The sequence below is a fragment of the Rossellomorea sp. RS05 genome, assembly GCF_039822645.1.
GTDB lineage: Bacteria > Bacillota > Bacilli > Bacillales > Bacillaceae_B > Rossellomorea > Rossellomorea marisflavi_B.
In genome coordinates this window covers 89729-108943 of record NZ_JBDKWY010000001.1, presented here as the reverse complement: position 1 = coordinate 108943, position 19215 = coordinate 89729, and the positions used below count along the sequence as shown (strand labels likewise).

Sequence of the window (19215 nt, the reverse complement as noted above, 5' to 3'; positions counted from 1 at the left end):
TCAAGAGGACACGCGCCGCCGCTCTTTCTCTTCTTCCATGCGGGTCATATAGACCTCGCCCTCTTTCGCAATCCATTCATCCTCCTGGGCCTTTTCCTGCCTTGCCGACTTGATGGTCATGAACGCACTGACAAAGATCCCTGCCACAATGAAATACATCCAAATCGGTAATGTCATCTGCTTCAACTCCTTATAGGTTTGTCCTTACTTCACCATATGAAGAGGATTGCCTGCTTATGACAATCTTTTTTCAGACAGCAAAAAGCCCGGTCGAAGGACCGGACTTCATGTTCATTCATGGAATGTCGGTTTATAGAAGGAGCGGTTGTCAAGGGCAAAGACCCTCTCCGTATACTCCCCAGGTTTCGTCCTCGATAGGACCCTGTCGAGCATGTTCATCTTCGCATCCACGTTATCGATATAGTGAAGGATCTCTGCTTCGCGGATCAATGGGGGTTTCGGGCTGCCCCATTCTGCCTTGCCATGGTGGCTAAGGACCAAATGCTGAAGGATCATGACCTCTTCTCCTTCTATGCCAAGCTCATCGGCCGCTTTCCCGATTTCATTCACCATGATGGAGATGTGCCCGATCAGGTTCCCCTCGATTGTGTAGGTGGTCGAAGTCGGGCCGGACAGTTCAATCACCTTGCCAAGATCATGGAGGATCACACCTGCATACAACAGGTCGGAATCAAGCGTCGGGTATAATCCTGCGATGGCTTTTGAAAGATCAAGCATGGAAACGACATGATAGGCTAGGCCAGATACGAATTCATGGTGATTCTTCGTTGCTGCAGGATATTCAAGGAAGTCCTTCTGATATTTTTTGATCAGATGACGGGTGATCCGCTGAATATTCGGATTGCGCATTTCAAAGATATATTGGGTGATCTTACTGCTCATTTCATCTATGCTTACCGGAGCAGTCTCCAGGAAATCAGCAATGGAAAAACCATCCCCCGGCGACACGGGACGAATCTGTTTGATTTTCAGTTGGTTCTTCCCCCGATAGTTGTGGATATCTCCGACTACCTTGACAATTGTCTCCGGCTGGTAAGCTTTTTCATCCTGATCTGAGGCATCCCACAGCTTCGCTTCGATATCCCCGCTCTTATCCTGCAGGATGATGGTCAGGAATGGCTTGCCTGTATTGGTTGTGCCTTTTGTCATCTGTTTGATCAATAAATGCAAATCGATGGTCTCACCGACTGCATAGGTCGTAATTCCGGACATGGTTGTTCCCCCGTTCTCTTTCAGTTTACTGTTTCAAGTATATCACAGAGGCACCCGACTTGACTCGTCGAGACCCGTCTCAATTGTCTGATCATCCAAATTTATCACTCCTGGTGCCTGGAAGGTGTCCACCACAGCCTGATGACAGGTGAAATACAGGATTTGATGATTCTCCGACAGCTTATCCAGCGCTTCAATGAATGCCCGGGTTCTGCCTTCATCAAAGTTCACCGCCGCATCATCGATGATGACGGGAAGATCATAGATTTCTTTCAGGGAAGAGATCAGGGCAAAACGGATGGCGATATACAGTTGCTCCTTCGTTCCCTGACTGAGTTCCACAGCCTGAAACACCTGACCGTCTTCCCTGGCAACCGTGATCATTTCGTCATCGGTTACGCTGATCTTACGATATCGGCCATTCGTGAGCTTAAGGAAGTATTGCTCTGCCTCCCCGATCAGCCTCGGCATCTTTGTCTGCTGATAGTGCTCCATCGTATTTTCCAAAGCCTTCCTCGCCAGGGTGACAGTCGACCATCGCTGGATCTTCTCGTGGATTTCGGCTTTCTTCCCTTCGAACTGTTGCAATAGGATAGAATGTTCGGTTCCTTCCTCTAGAACTTGAAGTTCATATGCAAGTGTCGCTGCCTCCTCCTGCAGGGTGGAGATACTGCGGGAGCATTCGTCGATCTCAGTGGAAGCAAGAATGATTTCCTTTTCGACAAGATCTTTAGATTGAAATTCAGTAAAAGCAGACAGGATATCAGGCTGGAATCGTTTTTCCATAAATCTATAGGCATGCAACAGCTCCCGTTTCTCTTCGGCAAGCTGACCTGTCTTCCTATAGGCTTCCTCCGAAGTGGTTCCTGCAAAGGAGAAAAGACCCTCCACCTCGTCTTCCAGCTTGGTTCGTTCGATTTCAAGGCTTTGCATATCCATCCGGATCTGGTTGAGCTCTTCCTTGGCGTGATTCCTCTTCAGATCTTCTTTGTCCATCTCCTTCAGAAGCTCCTTCATCTTACTGTGGATCTCCTCCAGTGGTACAGCTTCGATTCCGTGGCGATTGAACCACTCCCGACACTCCCCTGTATAGGCTTGGATCTTGGTCTCAGCTCCGCGGATTTCGTCCTGGAGGATGAGCAACCTGTCATGAAGGGTCACGAGTTCCTTCAGCCTTATATAGGCTTCCCTCAGCCATTTCCATTGGAAATCAACAGGTAGTCCAAGCTCTGAAACGATAGCGGCAATCCTGTCATCTACATCCTGCAGCCTGTTCACAAGCCGGCTCTCCTCTTCCACGATACCTGCGAGCGTACCTTCCGTCTCTTCAAGCTTCAGAATGAGCTGCTTCCATTGACTGCGGTACTCAAGCTGTTCATCATAGAGGCGCTGGGAGTCGGACGATACCTCTCCTTCGGGTCGTTCCATGGATTGGATCCTATTCTCACGTTCAATCAAGCGCGATCGGGACTGCCTAAAGGATAATATGCTCATGGCGCCCGGCAGCAGGGCAAGGCCCATGATCCATGTTCCCGTCCAGATCCCCCATAGCGTCAGGATCAATCCGATCAAAAGAAGGGATAACGTGATCTTCTTCTGTCCGCCCAATGTCTTACAGTCGCTCGCAAGCATCCTCTCCTCTTCTTCCAATCGTTCCCTGAACCAGTTTCTCTGGGCCTCGGACATCCCTTTTTTGATTTTCCGCTGGAGATCCTGAAAGGCCTCCTCCCCCATCAATCGATTCTCCGCAGCGTCACATTCCCGCTCGGTTCGATCTCTGGTTGCTTGTGCTTCCGCCCTTTTCTTCCGATTATGCTCCCGTTCATGAAGGATTTCCGTCTTTTCTTCGATTGCGTCGTTGATTCTCTCATTCATCGAGAAGCTGATGTTGACGGAAGCAGCCTCCTTTCCTTCCAAACTCAGTTGGAGCTCCCTTCTGATTCCTCGGATGCCACTTTCAATCGCTTCGACTTCCCTCCAATGATCCTCAAGATCATGGATCCATTTTTGAAAGTTCCCCTGAGATGCCAACTTTTCTTCCAGGAAGCTCCGTTCTTCCTCTTCAATCTCTGCGTCCTGTTCCACCCTTTCCAAAAAGGTATCCTTTTTGAGCTGCAGGGTTTCAAGCTGGGCTTCCACCTTCCGGACCTCCCGCCTGCACTCATCGAGGCGGTGCAGACCCTTTTCAGGAAACGGGAAGTCACCAATTTGTCCGATCCTATCCAATGTATACACTCTTTCACTGAGAGCATCCCAGTTTTCCCGGATCTGCAAAAGGGTATGTTTTCTTTCCTGCAGGATCTTCAGCTCATGTTCAAGAAATTCCAGTCTTTTACCGATTTGCTCTTTTTCTACATGAAGGGGAGCATAGCGGTCATTGCGACCTTTCGCTTCTTTCAGTTTCTTTTCAAGTGACACGAGCTCAGAGAGTAGGAGATTGATCACAGGTTTGCGCCCGGAGCGTTTGAAGAGCTGTTCCTGTTCTTTTTGCCAGGCCTGCTCCATCTGCATGAGGGCATCCGTTCCGGTGGATCCTGCTGAGAATAAGAAGCGGTTAAGGTCTTCCTTTTTCAATCGGTGGATTCCCTGAAGACCCTCAAGGTCAAAGGAAAAAATGTTCCCGTAGGTTTTCCGGTCGATGGTACCGAGTAGCCGGTGAAGCCCTTCCTCCCCTTCTACCCTCCCATCTTCATATTGAAGAGTCACAGTCCCCGTGGCTGGTCCCCCCCTCTTCCTTTCAATCCGGATCTCCTCTCCGGAAGGAGTGCACACCCTGAGAACTCCTCCATAGTCTGATGATGTTTTCGGTTCGTAGCGTGGGAGTGAATGTTGCTTGGTAGGAAAGCCGAAGAGGACGCTGTGGATGAAAGACATGATCGTCGATTTCCCTGCCTCGTTTTGTCCAAAGATCACCTGTAATTCTTCCATGGTATAGTGCTGATTAATCAGTTTTCCATAGGCATAGATATGGATTCCCTTAATCTTCATGCAATCACCTTCCTTCCTTGCCCGGGGTGCCGAGGAGCTTTCTGACATCGTGAAAGACCTCCTGATCCACCTGAAGACCATGCCTATAGATCAACGGATGATCCATCAGCTCTGACAGGGACGATGCCCAGTCGCCCTGCTCCAGCTCATCAAGCATCTCAAACATGATTTGGCTGAATGGGTCGCGCTCATCAAGAACCCATTTCTCTTCTGCAAAGGACACACGATGCACCCATTTGATCCCTTGTTCATCCTCCATTGCCGATTGAATCGTATCCAGTAACTCACCGTTCTGGATCCTCCTCCATTCCTCTTCCCCCAAGCTGCCCTTTCCTTCCAGACGGAGTTCGATCATATCTTCCCCGCACGAATCCACTGCTTCCCTGATCCGATTGTACAGCTCACCAAAACGGGTGACCCCATCGAGTGATACAGATTTTTGTATCCATTCTACTTCCTGTACGGGTATGAAGGTCAGTTCGGTACGGTCCCCTTCCAGCTCGACTTCGTAACAGCCTTTAGGGCCGGTTTCTTTCCGGTGCCTTCCTTGAATATTCCCCGGATACACAATGTAAGGATCTTGATGGAGGATCTGACGCTTGTGGATATGACCCAGTGCCCAGTAATCATATCCCTTATCTAGCAGTTCCTTGATGGTGAAGGGGGCATAAGGTTCATGGTCAGCCTCGATGCTCCCTTCACTTCCATGAAGAAGAGCAATCCTGTAGCCGCCGCCTTCGGCTTTTGGATATTCTGTAATCACCCTCTCGTGAATATGACGGCTTCCATAGCTGAATCCCGCGATTGAGACATCTGCCCCATCCTTCGTCCTTACCTGTTTCCACTCAGGTCGTTCAGAGAAGATATGTACATGGGGAGGCATGTCCAGTTGGACCCTGAATCCCCCAAGGTGATCATGGTTTCCATGGATGATGAAAACGGGGATCTCCTTCTCCTTCTCCTTTAGACGTTCGAACTGTTGCACGAGCCTCGCCTGCGCCCGGATACTTCGATCCTCTTCATCAAAGAGATCCCCGCTGATGAGCACAAAGTCGACCTCCCTTTTAAGTGCCTCGTCAATCAGTCTTTCAAAAGAAGCAAAGGTGCTTCCCTGTATGTGTTTGAACCTCGCTGCGGGCAAGTTCTTCAACCCTTTGAACGGACTGTCCAAATGCAGATCGGCAGCGTGCAGAAACCGGATTTTCTTCATGGTTCCCCTCCAAAATTACGAATATATGTTCTAATACTACCCATTATACCCCAACGGATGCCATCATTTCATCTGTGAATTATTTATGGGTACAGGAAAATTCCACTTTTCATTATTTGAAAAATATGAAAAAATAAAAAGTGATCATAATGCAAAGGGGTAGAGCCATGAAAACGTATAAACTTACAGTATTCGAGAAGAATGGGTCAAAACTTCTGGATGAGAGTGTCCAGGCTGCAACGGACGAGGAAGCGAAGAAGGTTGGGGAAAGTATGTTGGTAGAGAAAGGGTATCTTGATCACACCCATCGTTTCACTTCCCCACTGGGAAAGCTTCTATTATTCCACGTATAACAAAAGAGGGCGCCATGCGGCACCCTCTTTTCCGTTATTCCCCTTTGAATGACGGCCTTCTCTTTTCGATGAATGCCTTGATTCCTTCATGGTGATCTGATGTTTGTCTCATGAGCCATTGACCATCTTTTTCTTTGAGCAATGCTTCCTGAAGCCTCTCTTTATTCAACTCGGTATAAATTTCCTTTGTTTTCAAGAGCGCCTTCACTGGAGATTGAACACACTGCTCGATATATCGTTCCAATCCTTCTTCCAGTTTCCCCGATGGAAGAGCCTCGTCTACCAGTCCTTTCATGAGGGCCTCTTGACCGAGCATCACTTTTCCATTCCAGATCATCCTTTTCGCCTTATGGGTGCCGAGCCTCTCTTGAAGGAGGAAGTGGCTGCCACCATCGGGGATGAGTCCGATCCCGATGAAATTCATGGCAAGCTTGCTGTCTTCCTCGCAAAGAATATAATCGGCCGTCAACGCCAAGCTGAACCCGAGGCCCGCGGCTGCACCGTGGATACCCGCCACGACGATCTTCGGAAGGGTGTAGAGAGTCATTGCAAGCTCATTGATCACATCCATCACTTCGGAAAAATCGCCTTCATTCCCAAGGGAAAGCATGGATTTGATGTCTCCTCCAGATGAAAAACCTTTTCCTTCCCCCGTCAGTACGACAATCGCCAAATCTGGGTCCCTCCTGATCTCCTTCAGGGCAGACAACAGCCCTCTCATCAAATCGAGGTCGAGTGCATTCAACGACTCCGGCCGGTTCAAGACGACTCTCGCCACTTTTCCTTCTATCTGAACCTTCACTAATTCACCTTGTTTTTGTACGCTCATGATTACTCCTCCTGGCTTATTTTATTATGAATTTCATCTCTCAGGGCCATCTTTAGGAATTTCCCCACCGATGTCTTCGGAATTTCCTTCATGAAGATCACTTTGTCTGGCAGCCACCACTTCGCGAACTGTGGACGCAGGAAGTCGATGATTTCTTCCTGCGTGACCGTCCGCTTCTCGGCATCTTTCAAGACGACACATGCGACAGGACGTTCCTGCCACTCCTCATGAGGTACTGCAACAACTGCAGCTTCAAAGATGTCTTCGTGAGACATCAGGGCATTTTCCAGGTCAACAGATGAGATCCATTCTCCTCCTGATTTGATCAGATCCTTCGTCCGATCCACGATCTTGATATACCCTCCTTCATCGATCACCACCACATCTCCAGTGTGGAGCCAGCCATCCCTGAAAGCATCCTCTGTCCGATCATCCTCGTAATACTCTGATGCAATCCATGGCCCCCTGAGGGCAAGTTCTCCCATCTCCAGGCCGTTCCACTCCACTTCCCCGTTTTTCCCGAGAATCTTCATCTCCAGTCCCGGGACAAGGATTCCTTGTTTGGCTTTGACATCATACCGCTCTTCATTCGATAACACGTCATGCTGACTCTTCATCGATGCCACGACAGCGAGGGGGCTGGTCTCAGTCATCCCGTAGGCATGCATGAATGGAATTCCGTGCTTTTCTTCAAAGGTCTTGATCATTCCCCTCGGCGCTGCGGAGCCGCCGCAAAGGAGGTAACGGACGGAGGATAGATCATAGCGGTTCTCTTCGAGTTCTCTCAAGAGTCCCAGCCATATGGTGGGTACACCAGCAGCAACGGTAACCTTTTCTTTTTCCATCAGTTGGGCGAGGAGCCCAGGGGTGAAGTAGGGGCCTGGCAACACTTGAGTTGTTCCGAACCATACGGCTGCGAACGGGAGACCCCATGCATTCACATGGAACATCGGTACGACAGGCAGGGCCACATCCCTCTCCATGATCCCGGTTGTATCGGCAAGTCCGAGGGCCATGGTATGGAGGACAATGCCCCGGTGGGAGTACACGACCCCTTTCGGATTCCCTGTTGTCGCAGAAGTATAGCACATACCGGCAGGCGCGTTTTCGTCGAGATCATGCCTGAAGGAGAATGTCGGGTCACCTTTCTCGAGCAGCTCTTCATAATGATGCAGATCTTCGATGGTCGAATCAGGCTTTTCGCCGTCCGTCATGACAATGATGGACTCGACATGGGGGATCTGATCCCTGATTTTTTCCACCAGTGGTAGAAGATCGGAATCCACAAGAAGAACAGTGTCTTTTGCATGATTGATGATATACACGATATGCTGAGGGGACAGCCTGATGTTGATGGTGTGAAGCACTGCGCCCATGCACGGGATTGCGAAATAGGCTTCGAGGTGACGGTGATGATTCCACGCAAGGGTGCCCACCTTATTTCCTTCCTTGACCCCTAGCTTCTCCAGGACGCTGCCGAGTCTCCTCGTCCTTTTCCCCCATTCTTTATAGGTGAAGCGGTGAATACCCGATTCGGTCCTTGAAACGATGTGCTTTTTGGGATAAAACTTTTCTGCTCGTTCCATCATCGCTGTTAGAAGTAAAGGCGTCTGCATCATAAACGTATCTCCCCTTTGTCTTTATATGGACTGGTACAGATGAAGCGCATGCGGGATCGTCACGACGAAGTAATCGCTTACAAAACCATCCTTCTTACTTATTCGATTTCCTTGATCCGAATCCTCTTTCTCCCCCATGATTTCGACAATTCTCTAAAAACCAAAGGGGGTGGGACAAAGCGAAAAAGGGATCCTTTTATGACGGACACGTCCGCGCAGCTTCTTTATACTGCACATGAACCAATCAACCGCTGGATACATTAGAATACATTGTTCGTGAAACAAATAAAAAAACCCGAATTCATATACCTTATCGCAGGCAAATGAATTCGGGTTTTACCTTGACTGAAACATGTTTGTCCCAGTCTCTCAAGAAAACAATCCATCGAGGATGTCGATTTTTTTGTCTGTGTACTCTTTGAATGTCAGATTATACGCATTCGGTTCCTTCGGATTGGCAAAATGGGTGATCTTCCCCGTTTCAGGGTCGATGAATTTACTTGCCGCACCGCAGCCGATCCCGATGATGGTCTGCACTTCTTCCATGATCATGATGTTATAAATACTATCCTGACCCGGCAGGGCATAACCGACGTTCTCAAGATTTCCAAGGATGTTCTTTTGACGGTACAGGTAATAGGGCTCGTATCCGTGAGCAGAAGTCCACTCCTCGGCGAGATTCATCATCCGTCCGATCTCGTGACGATCGGCCACCTTATATTTATCCTTATTCTTTGTCATCTCTGATGCACGTTTGAACGAAAGGGTGTGGACGGTCAACGATTCCGGCATCAGCTTCTCGGTTTCATCAAGGGAATGCTGCAGTTCAGGAAGCTCTTCGCCCGGCAGCCCGATGATGAGGTCCATATTGATGTTATTCATGCCCATTTCCCTGGCCATATGGAACTTATCAATCGTCTCTTCCACCGTGTGATGCCTTCCGATCGCCTTCAGCGTTTCCTGGGTGTAGGATTGTGGGTTGATGGAGATCCGGTCGATATTCCATTTGTTCAATACCTTCAGTTTATCAGGCGTGATGGTATCGGGTCTTCCTGCTTCCACCGTCACTTCCCGCACCTTGTCCACATCCGGGAAAGAGTCGTACATTTCTTCATATAAGGCATCCATCTCTTCCGCTGTGATGGAAGTCGGCGTACCGCCTCCGAAGTAAATCGTCGTGATCTTCACGCCTTTTTCCTTCATCCACCGTCCCATTTCCCGGATTTCATAATGCAGGCCGGCGAGGAACGAATCCACCCTGCCCTGCTTGCCCTGGATGGCGTAGGCCGGGAAGGTACAGTAAGCGCATTTGGTCGGGCAAAACGGGATCCCTATGTAGATGCTTACCTCATCCCTCACGTCATACAGGTCGGGAACGACGGACAGCTGGCGATCCACGATGTTTTGCATAAGATCGATCTTTTCATCGGTGATCAAATACTCTTCCTTCAGCTTATGGTGGATCTCTTCTGCCTGAAGCCCGAGCATGTTCTGCTTGTGGATCAATTTTGTCGGTCTGACACCTGTCAGGATCCCCCATTTCTGTTGGATGCCTGTCAGATCCTGCAGGACGTTCAGGTACACATGAGAAACGGCGGTCTTCAGCTGTCTGAATCGCTCCTTCTCTGTGTCGTACGGCAACCAGTCTTTTTTATAATCGGCTTTCGGAGACTGGTCTGATTTGATTTCCGCACTGGCCTGTATTGTCTCAGCGTCCGATACATGTATATGGATTTCCAAATCGGGGTGATCGCACTCACCAAAATGGATTTTGGTTTCTTCAAAAAATAAATTGGCAATCAATCGAAGAGGTCGTTCAAATCGCTCGTCTTCAATGCCTTTAATTAACACATTCACGTTGTAATCACCTTTCACAATTGGATAAGCATTTATAAGTGTACAAGAACGGGATGGGAATGGTCAATGTCGTTGATGGTACGAAAAAGACCGATCCCTATTGGAACCGGCCTTGGCAATCAAGATTTTATGATATTCATCTTCTTAAGGAAAGGAATCGGATGTTGCTTCCTGAACACCTCACTGATGAAGTACGGGATCCCCTTTTCATGCTGGCTCCTCGTCACCCAGTCCGCTGCCTTCCTCACTTCTGCAGAAGCCCCTCCCATGGCGACACCGAGACCGCAGCACCTCATTGCGTCCATATCATCCACTCCCGCACCGACCATGACGACCTGCTCCTTCTTCAACTCATAGCGTTCGGTCAGATACATGAGACCGCGAAGTTTTGACACGCCCTTCGGAACGATATCCAGACTATTTTCCGAAGTCTGAATGGCATCTACCTCATCGTACATGGCTGTGAGTGCGGCGATGATATCCCACACATCTTCCTTCCGCTCAAGGACCACGGAGATTTTCGGAACGGTCATCGGATTTGCTGCAAGGTGCTCACTGATGGAGTCAACATATTGCTTGCTATAAAGAAGACGTGATTCCCGCTGCCACGATAAGCGGGCAAGCTCCTTGGACGGCGAATTGGTTTTCCCGATGATCGACTGCCTTTCATGGGCCATCTGGATCTGACAAGGGAATCCTTCAAGGAAGTGGGCGATTTCATAGGTGATGGTCTCGGATATCTTTTTGACATAGAGTGGCTTTTCGAGTTCAGCGGCGATATAGGCACCCCCATGAGTGATGATGGGACCTGTGAGATTCAGAGATTTAGCCACTTTCTTTGCCGAGTTGAAGCTCCTGCTCGTCACAAGCGTGACAGGAACCCCTTTATGTTGAACGTATTCAATTGCCTCCTTCGTTTCCTTTGCAATCTTTCCGCTTCGATTCACGATTGTACCGTCGATATTGAGAGCAAGCATTCTATAGATCATCATGATGTCCTCCTAAGTGTTGTCTACTGCTTTCTTTACATTTATGAAGAGGAATAGACAATTATGACAAGGAGGTCAAGGAGGCCTGAAATTTGCATCCACTCACAGAAAAATCCCGCCGGGTCTGCCGGCGGGATTTCATGTATTATTGCTGTACGGAACCGTATAGTTCTTCCAGTGGTTTCATGATGACTTTATTCAAATCGGTGATCACCATGCTCATGCGTTGTTCTGCTTCCATGAGTTTTGAGATTTTGTCGTGCTGCTGGACGAGCTGGGCCGCTTTTTGAGCCTGTTCTACTTCTTCTTGAGTGATTTCTTCACCGCTCATTTGTTTTTGTTGAAGCTGCATCTGGATGTTGCGGAAGTTCTCAAACATCTTGCTTGCAGATTCGTCACTGTTCACTTCATCATACATGTTTTTCAACTGTTGGAACTCGTCACTTTGACGGAGTGCGCGCTCCAATTCATTTGCTTGATCGTATAAGTTGATAGCCAAGGTTTAGCCTCCTAAAATATCTGTCTGTCTTTCTTCATCCCCACTATAACAAACTATGTGTCCGAATACTAGGAATGACCCTTTTTCCGTCATCCAATCAACAGAGCAAAGATTCCTTGGATGATCCCGATGATTCCACCCAACAGGGCACCGAGGTACGTGATCATTTTGAACTCACGCTTGGAAATACCGAGGACGAGCTCCTCAAGTCTTTCCACGGAGAAGGTAGACACTTGCTCCTGAACGATTTCCTGAAGATTCATCCTCTCCATCACCCCTGGGAGTTTGCGCCCGAGAAGATCGGTACCTTGGTCCACCCATGCAGGAAGGAGCTTGGTGAAAAATGTCTCTTCATGGCGGGACAGAACACTTCCAAGGGGGCGTGAAAAGAACTCATCCACCTTCAGAACCCGTTTTGCATAGCTTTGAACCGATGAGACCAGGGCCTCATCTGAGAAGCTTTCGGTCAATTCACCGACGGTTTTTCCCTGGAGTTTCTCCCATTCACTTCTTATTAGATTCAAGAGGATTTCTTGTGTACCAGGATGTTTGATGAACTTGACGATCTCTGGCTGCACTTTATCGGCAACAGACGTATTCCCCAAGAACATCCCGATCATATTCCCGAGCCTCCCCCTCTCTTTCAGGAAGTCATCGATCATTACCTTTACCTTTGCTTTGCCTTCGGGACTTGTAAAATAGTCCTCGGCCTTCCCTGCGATCATCGCCACGATGTCAGGAATCTTTTCTTCTGCTTTCTCCTTCCATTCAAGAGGCATGGCCTCCCCTAAGGAACGGTCCGCATAGCTTAGCCTTGTTTCAATCACTTTCGTTTCAATCCACTTATCAAGGTAATCATGGATCATCATGGTGTTCACGGGAATATTGAACTCTTCGATCCATTCACCAATCGGTTTCTCTGATTGGAAGAACGGGGTGAGTTCTGCTTTCAAATACTTTACCGTTTCTCCCTTAAAAGCCGGATTGAGAAGTTTTTTTTGAAGGCTATCCGGAGTGAGAAGGTGATCTACTACGGTATTACCCATTGATACAGCCAGTTCGTCCCTTCTCCTCGGAATGAGACCTGGAGTAAAAGGGATACGGAATTTCCCGATATAATAAGCCCGATACGGTCTGAAGAGCATCTTGATGGCCAAATGGTTCGTGACTCCACCGATCAGGGCACCCACTGCCACCATGAAAAGAATGAGGATGAACGCATTCATCTCATATATGCACCTGCCTTTTCCTGTTCATTTGAACCTTTTGTGACTGCCTACATAGTATGCTATATCAGCAATAGCCCAATAAGTCATTATAGGGGCATTTTGACGTGTTATGCAAACGAGGAATGGGTGATATGGATGAAATGCCGCATTATTTGCGAAAAAAGGAAGGAACCTCATATATACATCCCTGACACTCTTTTGGAGGACTGGATGCTCGAAGATGGGATCACGCTTACAGTTGGTACGACTTCCACCATGGTGGAATGCTTTCCCTCCCCGACGGATGACCTGATTCTGACCTCTTTCTTGCCCTGGTCGCATGCCTTACATGACCGGGTCTTTCATATACACGTCGATCGGCTCCGTGCCGGGATCGGGATTGGACCGATCACAGCAATCCTCATCAACAAAACGGCAGGATTTCTAAGTGACTATGCCCATGAATGCCAACGCTTCTTCCATCAAAATGGAGGCTTGCTTTATTTGCTTCCTGTTTCCTCTTTTCTCCAAAAGGACGGGACCGGACTACTCAATTCAGAAGGTGATTGGGAGGCTTGTTCTGTTCCTTCCCCAAGCGTCTTATATAATCGCATTCCTTCCAGGCAACTTGAGACCACAGGCCCATTCAAGCACGCTGTCACCTGTTTGGAACAAGCGGGGGGCACTATTTTCAATACACGGTTTCTCTCTAAGTCAGAAGTGGATCAAGCGCTGGGCAACCATCCGCTCCTTCAGGATCATATCCCCGCTTCTGCCACTGGTGTTGATGAGTTGGAAGGGATGCTCTCAACATATGGAGATGTGTTCATCAAGAACATTCATGGCAGCAAGGGAAGGAACATCATCAGGGTGACCTCAGGGGACGGATGGGAAGTAAGACAGAATTCATTTCCGGGAGACAGCCACCAGACGTTCAAGAACTACCGCTCACTGGAGAAAAAAGTTCGTGCATGGTGCAAAAATTCCACCTATCTCATCCAGGAGACGATCCCTTTCTGTCAGTTCAATGGCCGGCCCTTGGACTTTCGTTTCCTCTGCCACCGCATCGGTCAGGAGTGGACGGTCCTCTCATCGGTTGCGAGGGTTGCCGGAGACGGCGAATTCGTCTCGAATGTCGATCGTGGGGGACAAACGGCGAAACCACGTACCATCCTGAACGACATCCAGCCTCTTTCTAAAGGCATTTACGAGAATATGAAGGCTATCAGCCTGAGTACAGCTGTGTATCTTTCCGAGGTGCTCGACGGCCATTTTTCCGAGTTTGGCATCGACCTCGGCGTCGATGCTGATGGTAAACCATGGATCATCGAAGTGAACTCCAAACCAAGTAAACTCTCCAGTCAGCATTCTGAAGCGGTAAGACCCTCGGTTCGTGGATTGTATCAACATAGCCTTTCCATATGGAAAGAAGAGGAGGAAGAAAAATGAATCATCTTGGCATCCTGACGTTGAACCCCGCCCCTGCCAATCCGTTTTATTCAGGGATAGGCAAGGAATCCTTGTCTTATCCGATTTGCCTGCATATGTTTTCTCCGGAGGACCTCTCTCCTTTCACAGAAGGAATTGAAGGCTATACGTACTGCCGGGAATCCGGGGTATGGAAGGAAGATGCCTTTCGAATCCCGGAATACTTATATGACCGCACCTATTATCAAGCAGGAAAGCAACAGCAGGCAAAGGCTGTGGTCCAATGGTTGAAGCAACAGCCCCACGTTACATTCCTCGGCTACGGTTTGCCGAACAAATGGGTCCTCTATGAGGAGCTTCGGAAGGGTCCTCTTGCACCGTATCTCCCCGGCACACGTCTTCTAAAGGAGGTCGAGGACCTTACCGCCTTCCTGAATCGCGAAGAAGAAGCCATCATCAAGCCTGTGGACGGAGCCCATGGATTCGGCATCTATCACCTTCGTACTAACGGTCCTTCAATTATCGTCAGAACGACGAAAAAGGATGGAATCCTTTCCCATACATTCCACAACCGGGATGAATTCAAGCGATTCACCCTTCGTTTAATGAAGAAACATACCTTTCTGATCCAAAGACGCCTGGAGAATCAAGTTCAAGATCGACCTTATGATCTACGGATTCACATGGCGAAAGATCCAAGTGGAAACTGGCAGGAATATCACCGCGCCTTCCGATACGGACATCCAGAAGGCATTTTGACCAATGTATCCTCCGGCGCCGAGTATGTTCCCTATAATGAGTGGAAAGCCGCGCATCCCGGACCGCCTTGGGCAGTGATGGAAGAAGAGCTGAAAGAAATCCTGTCCATTCTGCCCCTGGAATTGGAAGAACGGTTTTCCCCGTTGCTGGAACTGGGCATCGATATCACGATTGGTGCTGATCATTCCATTTGGCTGCTCGATATCAACTCAAAACCAGGACATAAACTCATGCAGACCGGCGGGGTCGATTCTTCTGAGCTATCCCGCATCCCCTTAGACCACTGCATGAATCTATCATCACAGTCTGCACCCACGAGGAGTGATCACTGATGTTAAAACCTTTTAAAGTTGAAGTTTTTCAAGAAGAGCGTCTCCTCCTCTACCTTCCTGTTTCTTTCAATAGGGATTCAATACCGGGAAGCATCACTCTCGGGACAAGGAAGGTCGAAGCAGAATGCAGGACACACCCCAATGGACGAAACGTCATCGGCATCAGCTCCCCCCTTGCCGATGCCCTGCATCTCCCTCGCGGAGTGGGCAGCCTCCACCTTCATCAGGTAGAGGAGGAGCTTTATCTTGGCGCATTGATCGGCATATTCACGGCCGGATTCACGCAGTTCAAGATGAACCCCGTCGGGGAACGCTCACGCATGTTCCAGCGGTTGCTTGCTGTACAGGGTACGCTCGGAGTCATACCGTTTGTGTTCGGGGAACATGACATCCAGTGGGAGGACGGACTCATCCATGCCCTTTTTCACTTTGGCGATCAATGGGAGCGGCACTTCATCCCGTTCCCTACCGTCATCTACGACCGCCTCCCCAACCGCAGGAGCGAAAAAAAACGTTCCTTCCTTTCACTAAAGGAGCGACTTCAAGGAGAATACGGGATTCCGTGGTATAATCCCGGCTTTTTCAACAAACTTGATCTTTTCGAGAGATTGGCAGGGGTTGAAGAAGCCGCATCCTTCCTCCCAGAAACCCATCAGTTCCAATCCATCAGTGATCTTGAGCGGATGCTTGCAACATACCGGCATGTGTACGTGAAGCCTGCAAATGGAAGTCTCGGGAACGGAATTCATAAAATCACGTATGACCGGGGGAAGGATGGATATTTTTGCAGATTCAAGGACGGCGACCAGCAGGTTCGCCTACTCCGGTTTAAGAACCTTGAATCCCTTGTTCAATCGGTCCTGAAGGGTCGGAAACTCGATTCCTTCATCATCCAACAGGGAATCGATCTGATTGAAGATGACCATCGGCCGCTGGACTTCAGGGTCCATACGAATAAAGATGATGAAGGACGGTGGCACGTATCGGCCATCGCAGCCAAAGTCGCAGGTTCCGGAAGTGTGACCACCCACGCAAAATCCGGAGGGGAAGTGAAGGTACTGAGCGAGCTCTTTGCGGAAGATGAAAGGCATGTGATAGAAACCCGGCTCAAGGATGCAGCCATTCGACTGTCGCATTCCATCGAAGCAAATATGGAGGGCTATGTGGGAGAAATCGGATTCGACCTCGGATTCGACGAGAGTGGACGGATCTGGATGTTCGAAGCCAATTCAAAACCCGGCCGCTCGATCTTCACCCACCCCTCCCTGAAAGCCGAAGATATCCTCACAAGAAAGCTTGCCCTCTCCTTTGGTGTATTCCTCTCTCGCATAACCATCGAGGAATTGGTGCCATGAGAATCCTGTATGATCGAAGGAGAAGAATCTTCTGCCATGACGAAAGGAGTATATCCACCTATGCGTTCGGTCTGGATTCCTTTCTTCTGCAATCAAAAAAATCCGAAGACTCCTACGCCTTTCCCATTGGCTCTCCAAAAGGTGGGGTGATCCCCCTCATAGGCATCCTGGCAGATAAGGACCGGGGTAATCGCTACCGCGGGAATTTCGAACTCTTTAAAACCCTTCAGGAAATCATCCAGGATGCTGGGGCCATGTGTTTTGTTTTTTCACCCGTAGATATCGAGTGCAACACGGTTTCCGGCATTGCCTTTAGTGATGCGCTAGACAGATGGGTGACCTGCCACTTTCCCCTTCCAAACGTCATTTATAACCGGATTCCCACTCCGGCGGGCGAACAAAATGAAGCGTTTCTGAATGTAACCTCATGGAGTAAAGATCATAAGATTCCTTTCTTCAATCCCCACTTTTTCAACAAATGGGATATTTATCAGATCCTCCGCGAAAGGGAAGAACTACGTCCCCATCTCCCCGCTACTGAACAGATCCGGGATTCCGTCCATCTGAAGGAATTTTTGACAGAACATAAACAGATCTATATCAAACATTCCCTTTCATCCAAAGGTAAAGGCATCCGCAAGGTCGAGGTCCATGAAGATGGGGGGGTGATTTGCCGCAGCATCAAAAAAATCGAGCACTTCTCCTCTGCTGAGCGGTTGGCGCATGCGTACCCCGAATGGTTCGAAGAAAAAGACTGGATCGTCCAGGAGGCCATTCAGTGTCGGTCACTGAACGGACACCGATATGACTACAGAGTGCTTGTCCTCTCCTCGGAGGATGGATTCAGTGTGACGGGAATCGGGGTGCGGATGTCGCACCGACAGGAAGTGACCACCCACGTCCCCTCAGGGGGAACAATCATTTCCCTTGACGATGTTGCCAAAGAGGACACAAAGCTAGTGCTCGATTCCATCATGAAGATCTGCGGGGAAACGCTCACCGAATCACTGGGGTTCATTGGGGAGTTTTCCGCTGATATCGCTCCAAGGAAAGAGGAAGGCTTCGTTTTATTTGAAATCAACTCCAAGCCGATGATATTCGATGAACTAGATATTGAAACCACCCGACGCAAGAAGCTTGTGGATACATTTTTCTCCCTTGCCTCCTCCCGTCCTCAGCGCAAGGACTGATAAATCGTTTGGAAACGGGTCGAGTGTGCCGTCTCATCAGTCATGGCTATAAAGAGCGGTTTATACGCCTGCTGATTCGGTATATCCATCAGAAGATCCCGATAGTATGAAGCACAGTCCAGCTCGTCCTTCAGTGCACGCAGAATCCCTTCTTTAAAGGTTGTGAACTCGACCTTTTCTTTTTTATGTTCATAATATTCTCCTGTAAACAGATAATGCAGATACTGAAATAGATCATAATGCTTTTTCTCATCTTGTCGGGCTGAGCTGATGAACTCCACAAATAATGGATTATTCGTTCGACTCTGCAATTCTTTATAGAAATGATAGGCTGTCCATTCGTCGCTTATGGCTTTTTGTATATCCCGGAGAAATTCATTCATGCCCCCGTACCTCCTTTGTCCATTCCATAAAGTGTATTAAGACTCAGGTGGATTTATGAGTCGGGTGAATAGGATGACGCGATCAATGGGAAGGACAGGCTCTCCTTTCCATTTCACTCTTTTCAGTGCAATAGAAACCGTTTACACTATCATTAAGGAGTGATGCTGCATGATTCAACATTTTCAATACAGGAGCATGTATGAAAACAAAGAGTTACCGGGCTGGTATATTTCATTTTTCTACGGCGGCGTCAAGCATGAAGGGATCTACCATAAAGACGGCCGGATTGATTGCAAGCCTGCTCTGGATGAGAAATGTGCCAAACAGATCCACGATCTCATGCTTTTCCACGTCTATGAATGATGAATAATTATCATCCGTTTTTTAAACACTATCCATAGGAGGCGATCTAATGGATAAGAAACATGAATTTCTTCCGGATAGCACGAATGAAGGACGCGATAAAGCATTTGTGGACGTGGACCGTTTCATCAATGAGGGGATGTCCGGGGGATCTGTTCACCTGCGCGATCAGATCGCAAACATTGAAGAAGCGATCGATATGCCCAGCCATGAGGAACCTCCAAGGCCATAAAAAAAAGCTGCCGTTTTTTTCAAACGGCAGCTTTCATTGATAATCAGCGGCTTCTCACCAAAAGGTTCACTGCCTCCTGAATGGCCTCTTCCGTATTCATGCCTTTCTCTTCTGAATCCTTGATGCATGCTTCAAGGTTCTTCGCGACAACAAGTCCGATCGTGCGGTCCACGGCAGTCCTGACGGCGGAAAGCTGAGTGACGACTTCTTTGCAATCCTTCCCATCATCCATCATCTTCAATACACCGCGTACTTGTCCTTCCAAGCGTTTCATTCGATTTGTGACTTCTTTTGTATATTCCATTGTGTACACCTCATCACGATAAATTCCTCTTACAATAGTATTCCAATCAAAAAATATTTGCAATTCACGACTCTTTGCATCGT

General features: G+C 48.6%; 19 protein-coding genes. 7 read left to right on the top strand and 12 right to left on the bottom strand.

From position 1 onward, the window contains the following. From ABJ225_RS00615 to ABJ225_RS00600, 4 genes are all read right to left on the bottom strand, one after another. Entirely contained in the window at window positions 1-177 is a 177-nt protein-coding gene (locus tag ABJ225_RS00615; RefSeq protein ID WP_079515763.1) for a sporulation YhaL family protein, read from the bottom strand. Window positions 178-291: 114 nt separating this feature from the next. After that, the gene (gene yhaM, locus ABJ225_RS00610; RefSeq protein WP_056538029.1) at window positions 292-1233 is read right to left on the bottom strand and encodes a 3'-5' exoribonuclease YhaM; all 942 of its coding nucleotides are present in this window, start codon (window positions 1231-1233) and stop codon (window positions 292-294) included. A gap of 42 nt (window positions 1234-1275) precedes the next feature. Further along, window positions 1276-4221 (bottom strand): ATP-binding protein, encoded by a 2946-nt coding sequence (locus ABJ225_RS00605; RefSeq protein ID WP_218245700.1) that lies wholly within the window; start codon window positions 4219-4221, stop codon window positions 1276-1278. Window positions 4222-4225: 4 nt separating this feature from the next. Next, the gene (locus tag ABJ225_RS00600; RefSeq protein WP_347317930.1) at window positions 4226-5431 is read right to left on the bottom strand and encodes a metallophosphoesterase family protein; all 1206 of its coding nucleotides are present in this window, start codon (window positions 5429-5431) and stop codon (window positions 4226-4228) included. A 167-nt stretch (window positions 5432-5598) separates the two neighbouring features. Between ABJ225_RS00600 and ABJ225_RS00595 the strand changes: the two genes are divergently transcribed. Continuing rightward, window positions 5599-5784 (top strand): YhzD family protein, encoded by a 186-nt coding sequence (locus ABJ225_RS00595; protein ID WP_079515760.1) that lies wholly within the window; start codon window positions 5599-5601, stop codon window positions 5782-5784. A 34-nt stretch (window positions 5785-5818) separates the two neighbouring features. Here ABJ225_RS00595 and ABJ225_RS00590 read toward each other — a convergent pair whose 3' ends face one another. From ABJ225_RS00590 to ABJ225_RS00565, 6 genes are all read right to left on the bottom strand, one after another. Further along, window positions 5819-6613, bottom strand: coding sequence for an enoyl-CoA hydratase (locus tag ABJ225_RS00590; protein ID WP_347317928.1), 795 nt, complete (start codon window positions 6611-6613; stop codon window positions 5819-5821). Between the two features lie 2 nt (window positions 6614-6615). Further along, entirely contained in the window at window positions 6616-8232 is a 1617-nt protein-coding gene (locus ABJ225_RS00585) for a long-chain fatty acid--CoA ligase (protein WP_347317926.1), read from the bottom strand. A gap of 369 nt (window positions 8233-8601) precedes the next feature. Beyond that, window positions 8602-10089 (bottom strand): coproporphyrinogen III oxidase, encoded by a 1488-nt coding sequence (locus ABJ225_RS00580; RefSeq protein WP_218245695.1) that lies wholly within the window; start codon window positions 10087-10089, stop codon window positions 8602-8604. 119 nt (window positions 10090-10208) lie between these two features. Next, entirely contained in the window at window positions 10209-11078 is an 870-nt protein-coding gene (locus tag ABJ225_RS00575; RefSeq protein ID WP_218245694.1) for a Cof-type HAD-IIB family hydrolase, read from the bottom strand. A 145-nt stretch (window positions 11079-11223) separates the two neighbouring features. Then, on the bottom strand, window positions 11224-11577 hold the full coding sequence (locus tag ABJ225_RS00570; protein ID WP_053427625.1) for a YlbF/YmcA family competence regulator: 354 nt from the start codon (window positions 11575-11577) through the stop codon (window positions 11224-11226). 89 nt (window positions 11578-11666) lie between these two features. Further along, the gene (locus ABJ225_RS00565) at window positions 11667-12803 is read right to left on the bottom strand and encodes a DUF445 domain-containing protein (protein ID WP_218245693.1); all 1137 of its coding nucleotides are present in this window, start codon (window positions 12801-12803) and stop codon (window positions 11667-11669) included. A gap of 201 nt (window positions 12804-13004) precedes the next feature. Here ABJ225_RS00565 and ABJ225_RS00560 point away from each other — a divergent pair, with 201 nt between their 5' ends. Genes ABJ225_RS00560 through ABJ225_RS00545 form a run of 4 tightly spaced genes read left to right on the top strand, consistent with a single transcriptional unit; the run spans window position 13005 to window position 17849 of the window. Further along, the gene (locus ABJ225_RS00560; RefSeq protein WP_218245692.1) at window positions 13005-14234 is read left to right on the top strand and encodes a YheC/YheD family endospore coat-associated protein; all 1230 of its coding nucleotides are present in this window, start codon (window positions 13005-13007) and stop codon (window positions 14232-14234) included. Continuing rightward, window positions 14231-15304 carry a YheC/YheD family protein gene (locus ABJ225_RS00555; RefSeq protein ID WP_218245691.1) on the top strand — a complete coding sequence of 358 codons (1074 nt, stop codon included), beginning with the start codon at window positions 14231-14233 and terminating at the stop codon, window positions 15302-15304. Before ABJ225_RS00560 ends, ABJ225_RS00555 begins: the two co-directional genes overlap by 4 nt. Continuing rightward, window positions 15304-16659: a YheC/YheD family endospore coat-associated protein gene (locus tag ABJ225_RS00550; RefSeq protein WP_218245690.1), complete on the top strand. Its 1356-nt coding sequence runs from the start codon at window positions 15304-15306 to the stop codon at window positions 16657-16659. The genes ABJ225_RS00555 and ABJ225_RS00550 overlap by 1 nt, the downstream gene beginning before the upstream one ends. Further along, window positions 16656-17849 carry a YheC/YheD family endospore coat-associated protein gene (locus tag ABJ225_RS00545; RefSeq protein WP_218245689.1) on the top strand — a complete coding sequence of 398 codons (1194 nt, stop codon included), beginning with the start codon at window positions 16656-16658 and terminating at the stop codon, window positions 17847-17849. Before ABJ225_RS00550 ends, ABJ225_RS00545 begins: the two co-directional genes overlap by 4 nt. Here the strand turns inward: ABJ225_RS00545 and ABJ225_RS00540 are convergent. Then, window positions 17834-18232, bottom strand: coding sequence for a ferritin-like domain-containing protein (locus ABJ225_RS00540; RefSeq protein WP_218245688.1), 399 nt, complete (start codon window positions 18230-18232; stop codon window positions 17834-17836). The genes ABJ225_RS00545 and ABJ225_RS00540 overlap by 16 nt on opposite strands. Before the next feature lie 169 nt (window positions 18233-18401). On the opposite strand from ABJ225_RS00540, the gene ABJ225_RS00535 reads away from it, so the two are divergent. After that, the gene (locus ABJ225_RS00535) at window positions 18402-18596 is read left to right on the top strand and encodes a DUF5342 family protein (protein ID WP_218245687.1); all 195 of its coding nucleotides are present in this window, start codon (window positions 18402-18404) and stop codon (window positions 18594-18596) included. Window positions 18597-18645: 49 nt separating this feature from the next. Beyond that, window positions 18646-18828 (top strand): hypothetical protein, encoded by a 183-nt coding sequence (locus ABJ225_RS00530; protein WP_056538083.1) that lies wholly within the window; start codon window positions 18646-18648, stop codon window positions 18826-18828. A 43-nt stretch (window positions 18829-18871) separates the two neighbouring features. On the opposite strand, the gene ABJ225_RS00525 is transcribed toward ABJ225_RS00530, so the two are convergent. Further along, on the bottom strand, window positions 18872-19132 hold the full coding sequence (locus tag ABJ225_RS00525; RefSeq protein ID WP_053427843.1) for a metal-sensitive transcriptional regulator: 261 nt from the start codon (window positions 19130-19132) through the stop codon (window positions 18872-18874). Window positions 19133-19215: the final 83 nt, after the last annotated feature.

What these genes read in the sequence shown, in the direction of transcription:
- ABJ225_RS00615 (WP_079515763.1), bottom strand. Translation starts at nt 177, where the DNA reads ATGACATTACCGATTTGGATGTATTTCATTGTGGCAGGGATCTTTGTC.
- yhaM (WP_056538029.1), bottom strand. Translation starts at nt 1,233, where the DNA reads ATGTCCGGAATTACGACCTATGCAGTCGGTGAGACCATCGATTTGCAT.
- ABJ225_RS00605 (WP_218245700.1), bottom strand. Translation starts at nt 4,221, where the DNA reads ATGAAGATTAAGGGAATCCATATCTATGCCTATGGAAAACTGATTAAT.
- ABJ225_RS00600 (WP_347317930.1), bottom strand. Translation starts at nt 5,431, where the DNA reads ATGAAGAAAATCCGGTTTCTGCACGCTGCCGATCTGCATTTGGACAGT.
- ABJ225_RS00595 (WP_079515760.1), top strand. Translation starts at nt 5,599, where the DNA reads ATGAAAACGTATAAACTTACAGTATTCGAGAAGAATGGGTCAAAACTT.
- ABJ225_RS00590 (WP_347317928.1), bottom strand. Translation starts at nt 6,613, where the DNA reads ATGAGCGTACAAAAACAAGGTGAATTAGTGAAGGTTCAGATAGAAGGA.
- ABJ225_RS00585 (WP_347317926.1), bottom strand. Translation starts at nt 8,232, where the DNA reads ATGATGCAGACGCCTTTACTTCTAACAGCGATGATGGAACGAGCAGAA.
- ABJ225_RS00575 (WP_218245694.1), bottom strand. Translation starts at nt 11,078, where the DNA reads ATGATCTATAGAATGCTTGCTCTCAATATCGACGGTACAATCGTGAAT.
- ABJ225_RS00565 (WP_218245693.1), bottom strand. Translation starts at nt 12,803, where the DNA reads ATGAATGCGTTCATCCTCATTCTTTTCATGGTGGCAGTGGGTGCCCTG.
- ABJ225_RS00555 (WP_218245691.1), top strand. Translation starts at nt 14,231, where the DNA reads ATGAATCATCTTGGCATCCTGACGTTGAACCCCGCCCCTGCCAATCCG.
- ABJ225_RS00550 (WP_218245690.1), top strand. Translation starts at nt 15,304, where the DNA reads ATGTTAAAACCTTTTAAAGTTGAAGTTTTTCAAGAAGAGCGTCTCCTC.
- ABJ225_RS00545 (WP_218245689.1), top strand. Translation starts at nt 16,656, where the DNA reads ATGAGAATCCTGTATGATCGAAGGAGAAGAATCTTCTGCCATGACGAA.
- ABJ225_RS00540 (WP_218245688.1), bottom strand. Translation starts at nt 18,232, where the DNA reads ATGAATGAATTTCTCCGGGATATACAAAAAGCCATAAGCGACGAATGG.
- ABJ225_RS00535 (WP_218245687.1), top strand. Translation starts at nt 18,402, where the DNA reads ATGATTCAACATTTTCAATACAGGAGCATGTATGAAAACAAAGAGTTA.
- ABJ225_RS00530 (WP_056538083.1), top strand. Translation starts at nt 18,646, where the DNA reads ATGGATAAGAAACATGAATTTCTTCCGGATAGCACGAATGAAGGACGC.
- ABJ225_RS00525 (WP_053427843.1), bottom strand. Translation starts at nt 19,132, where the DNA reads ATGGAATATACAAAAGAAGTCACAAATCGAATGAAACGCTTGGAAGGA.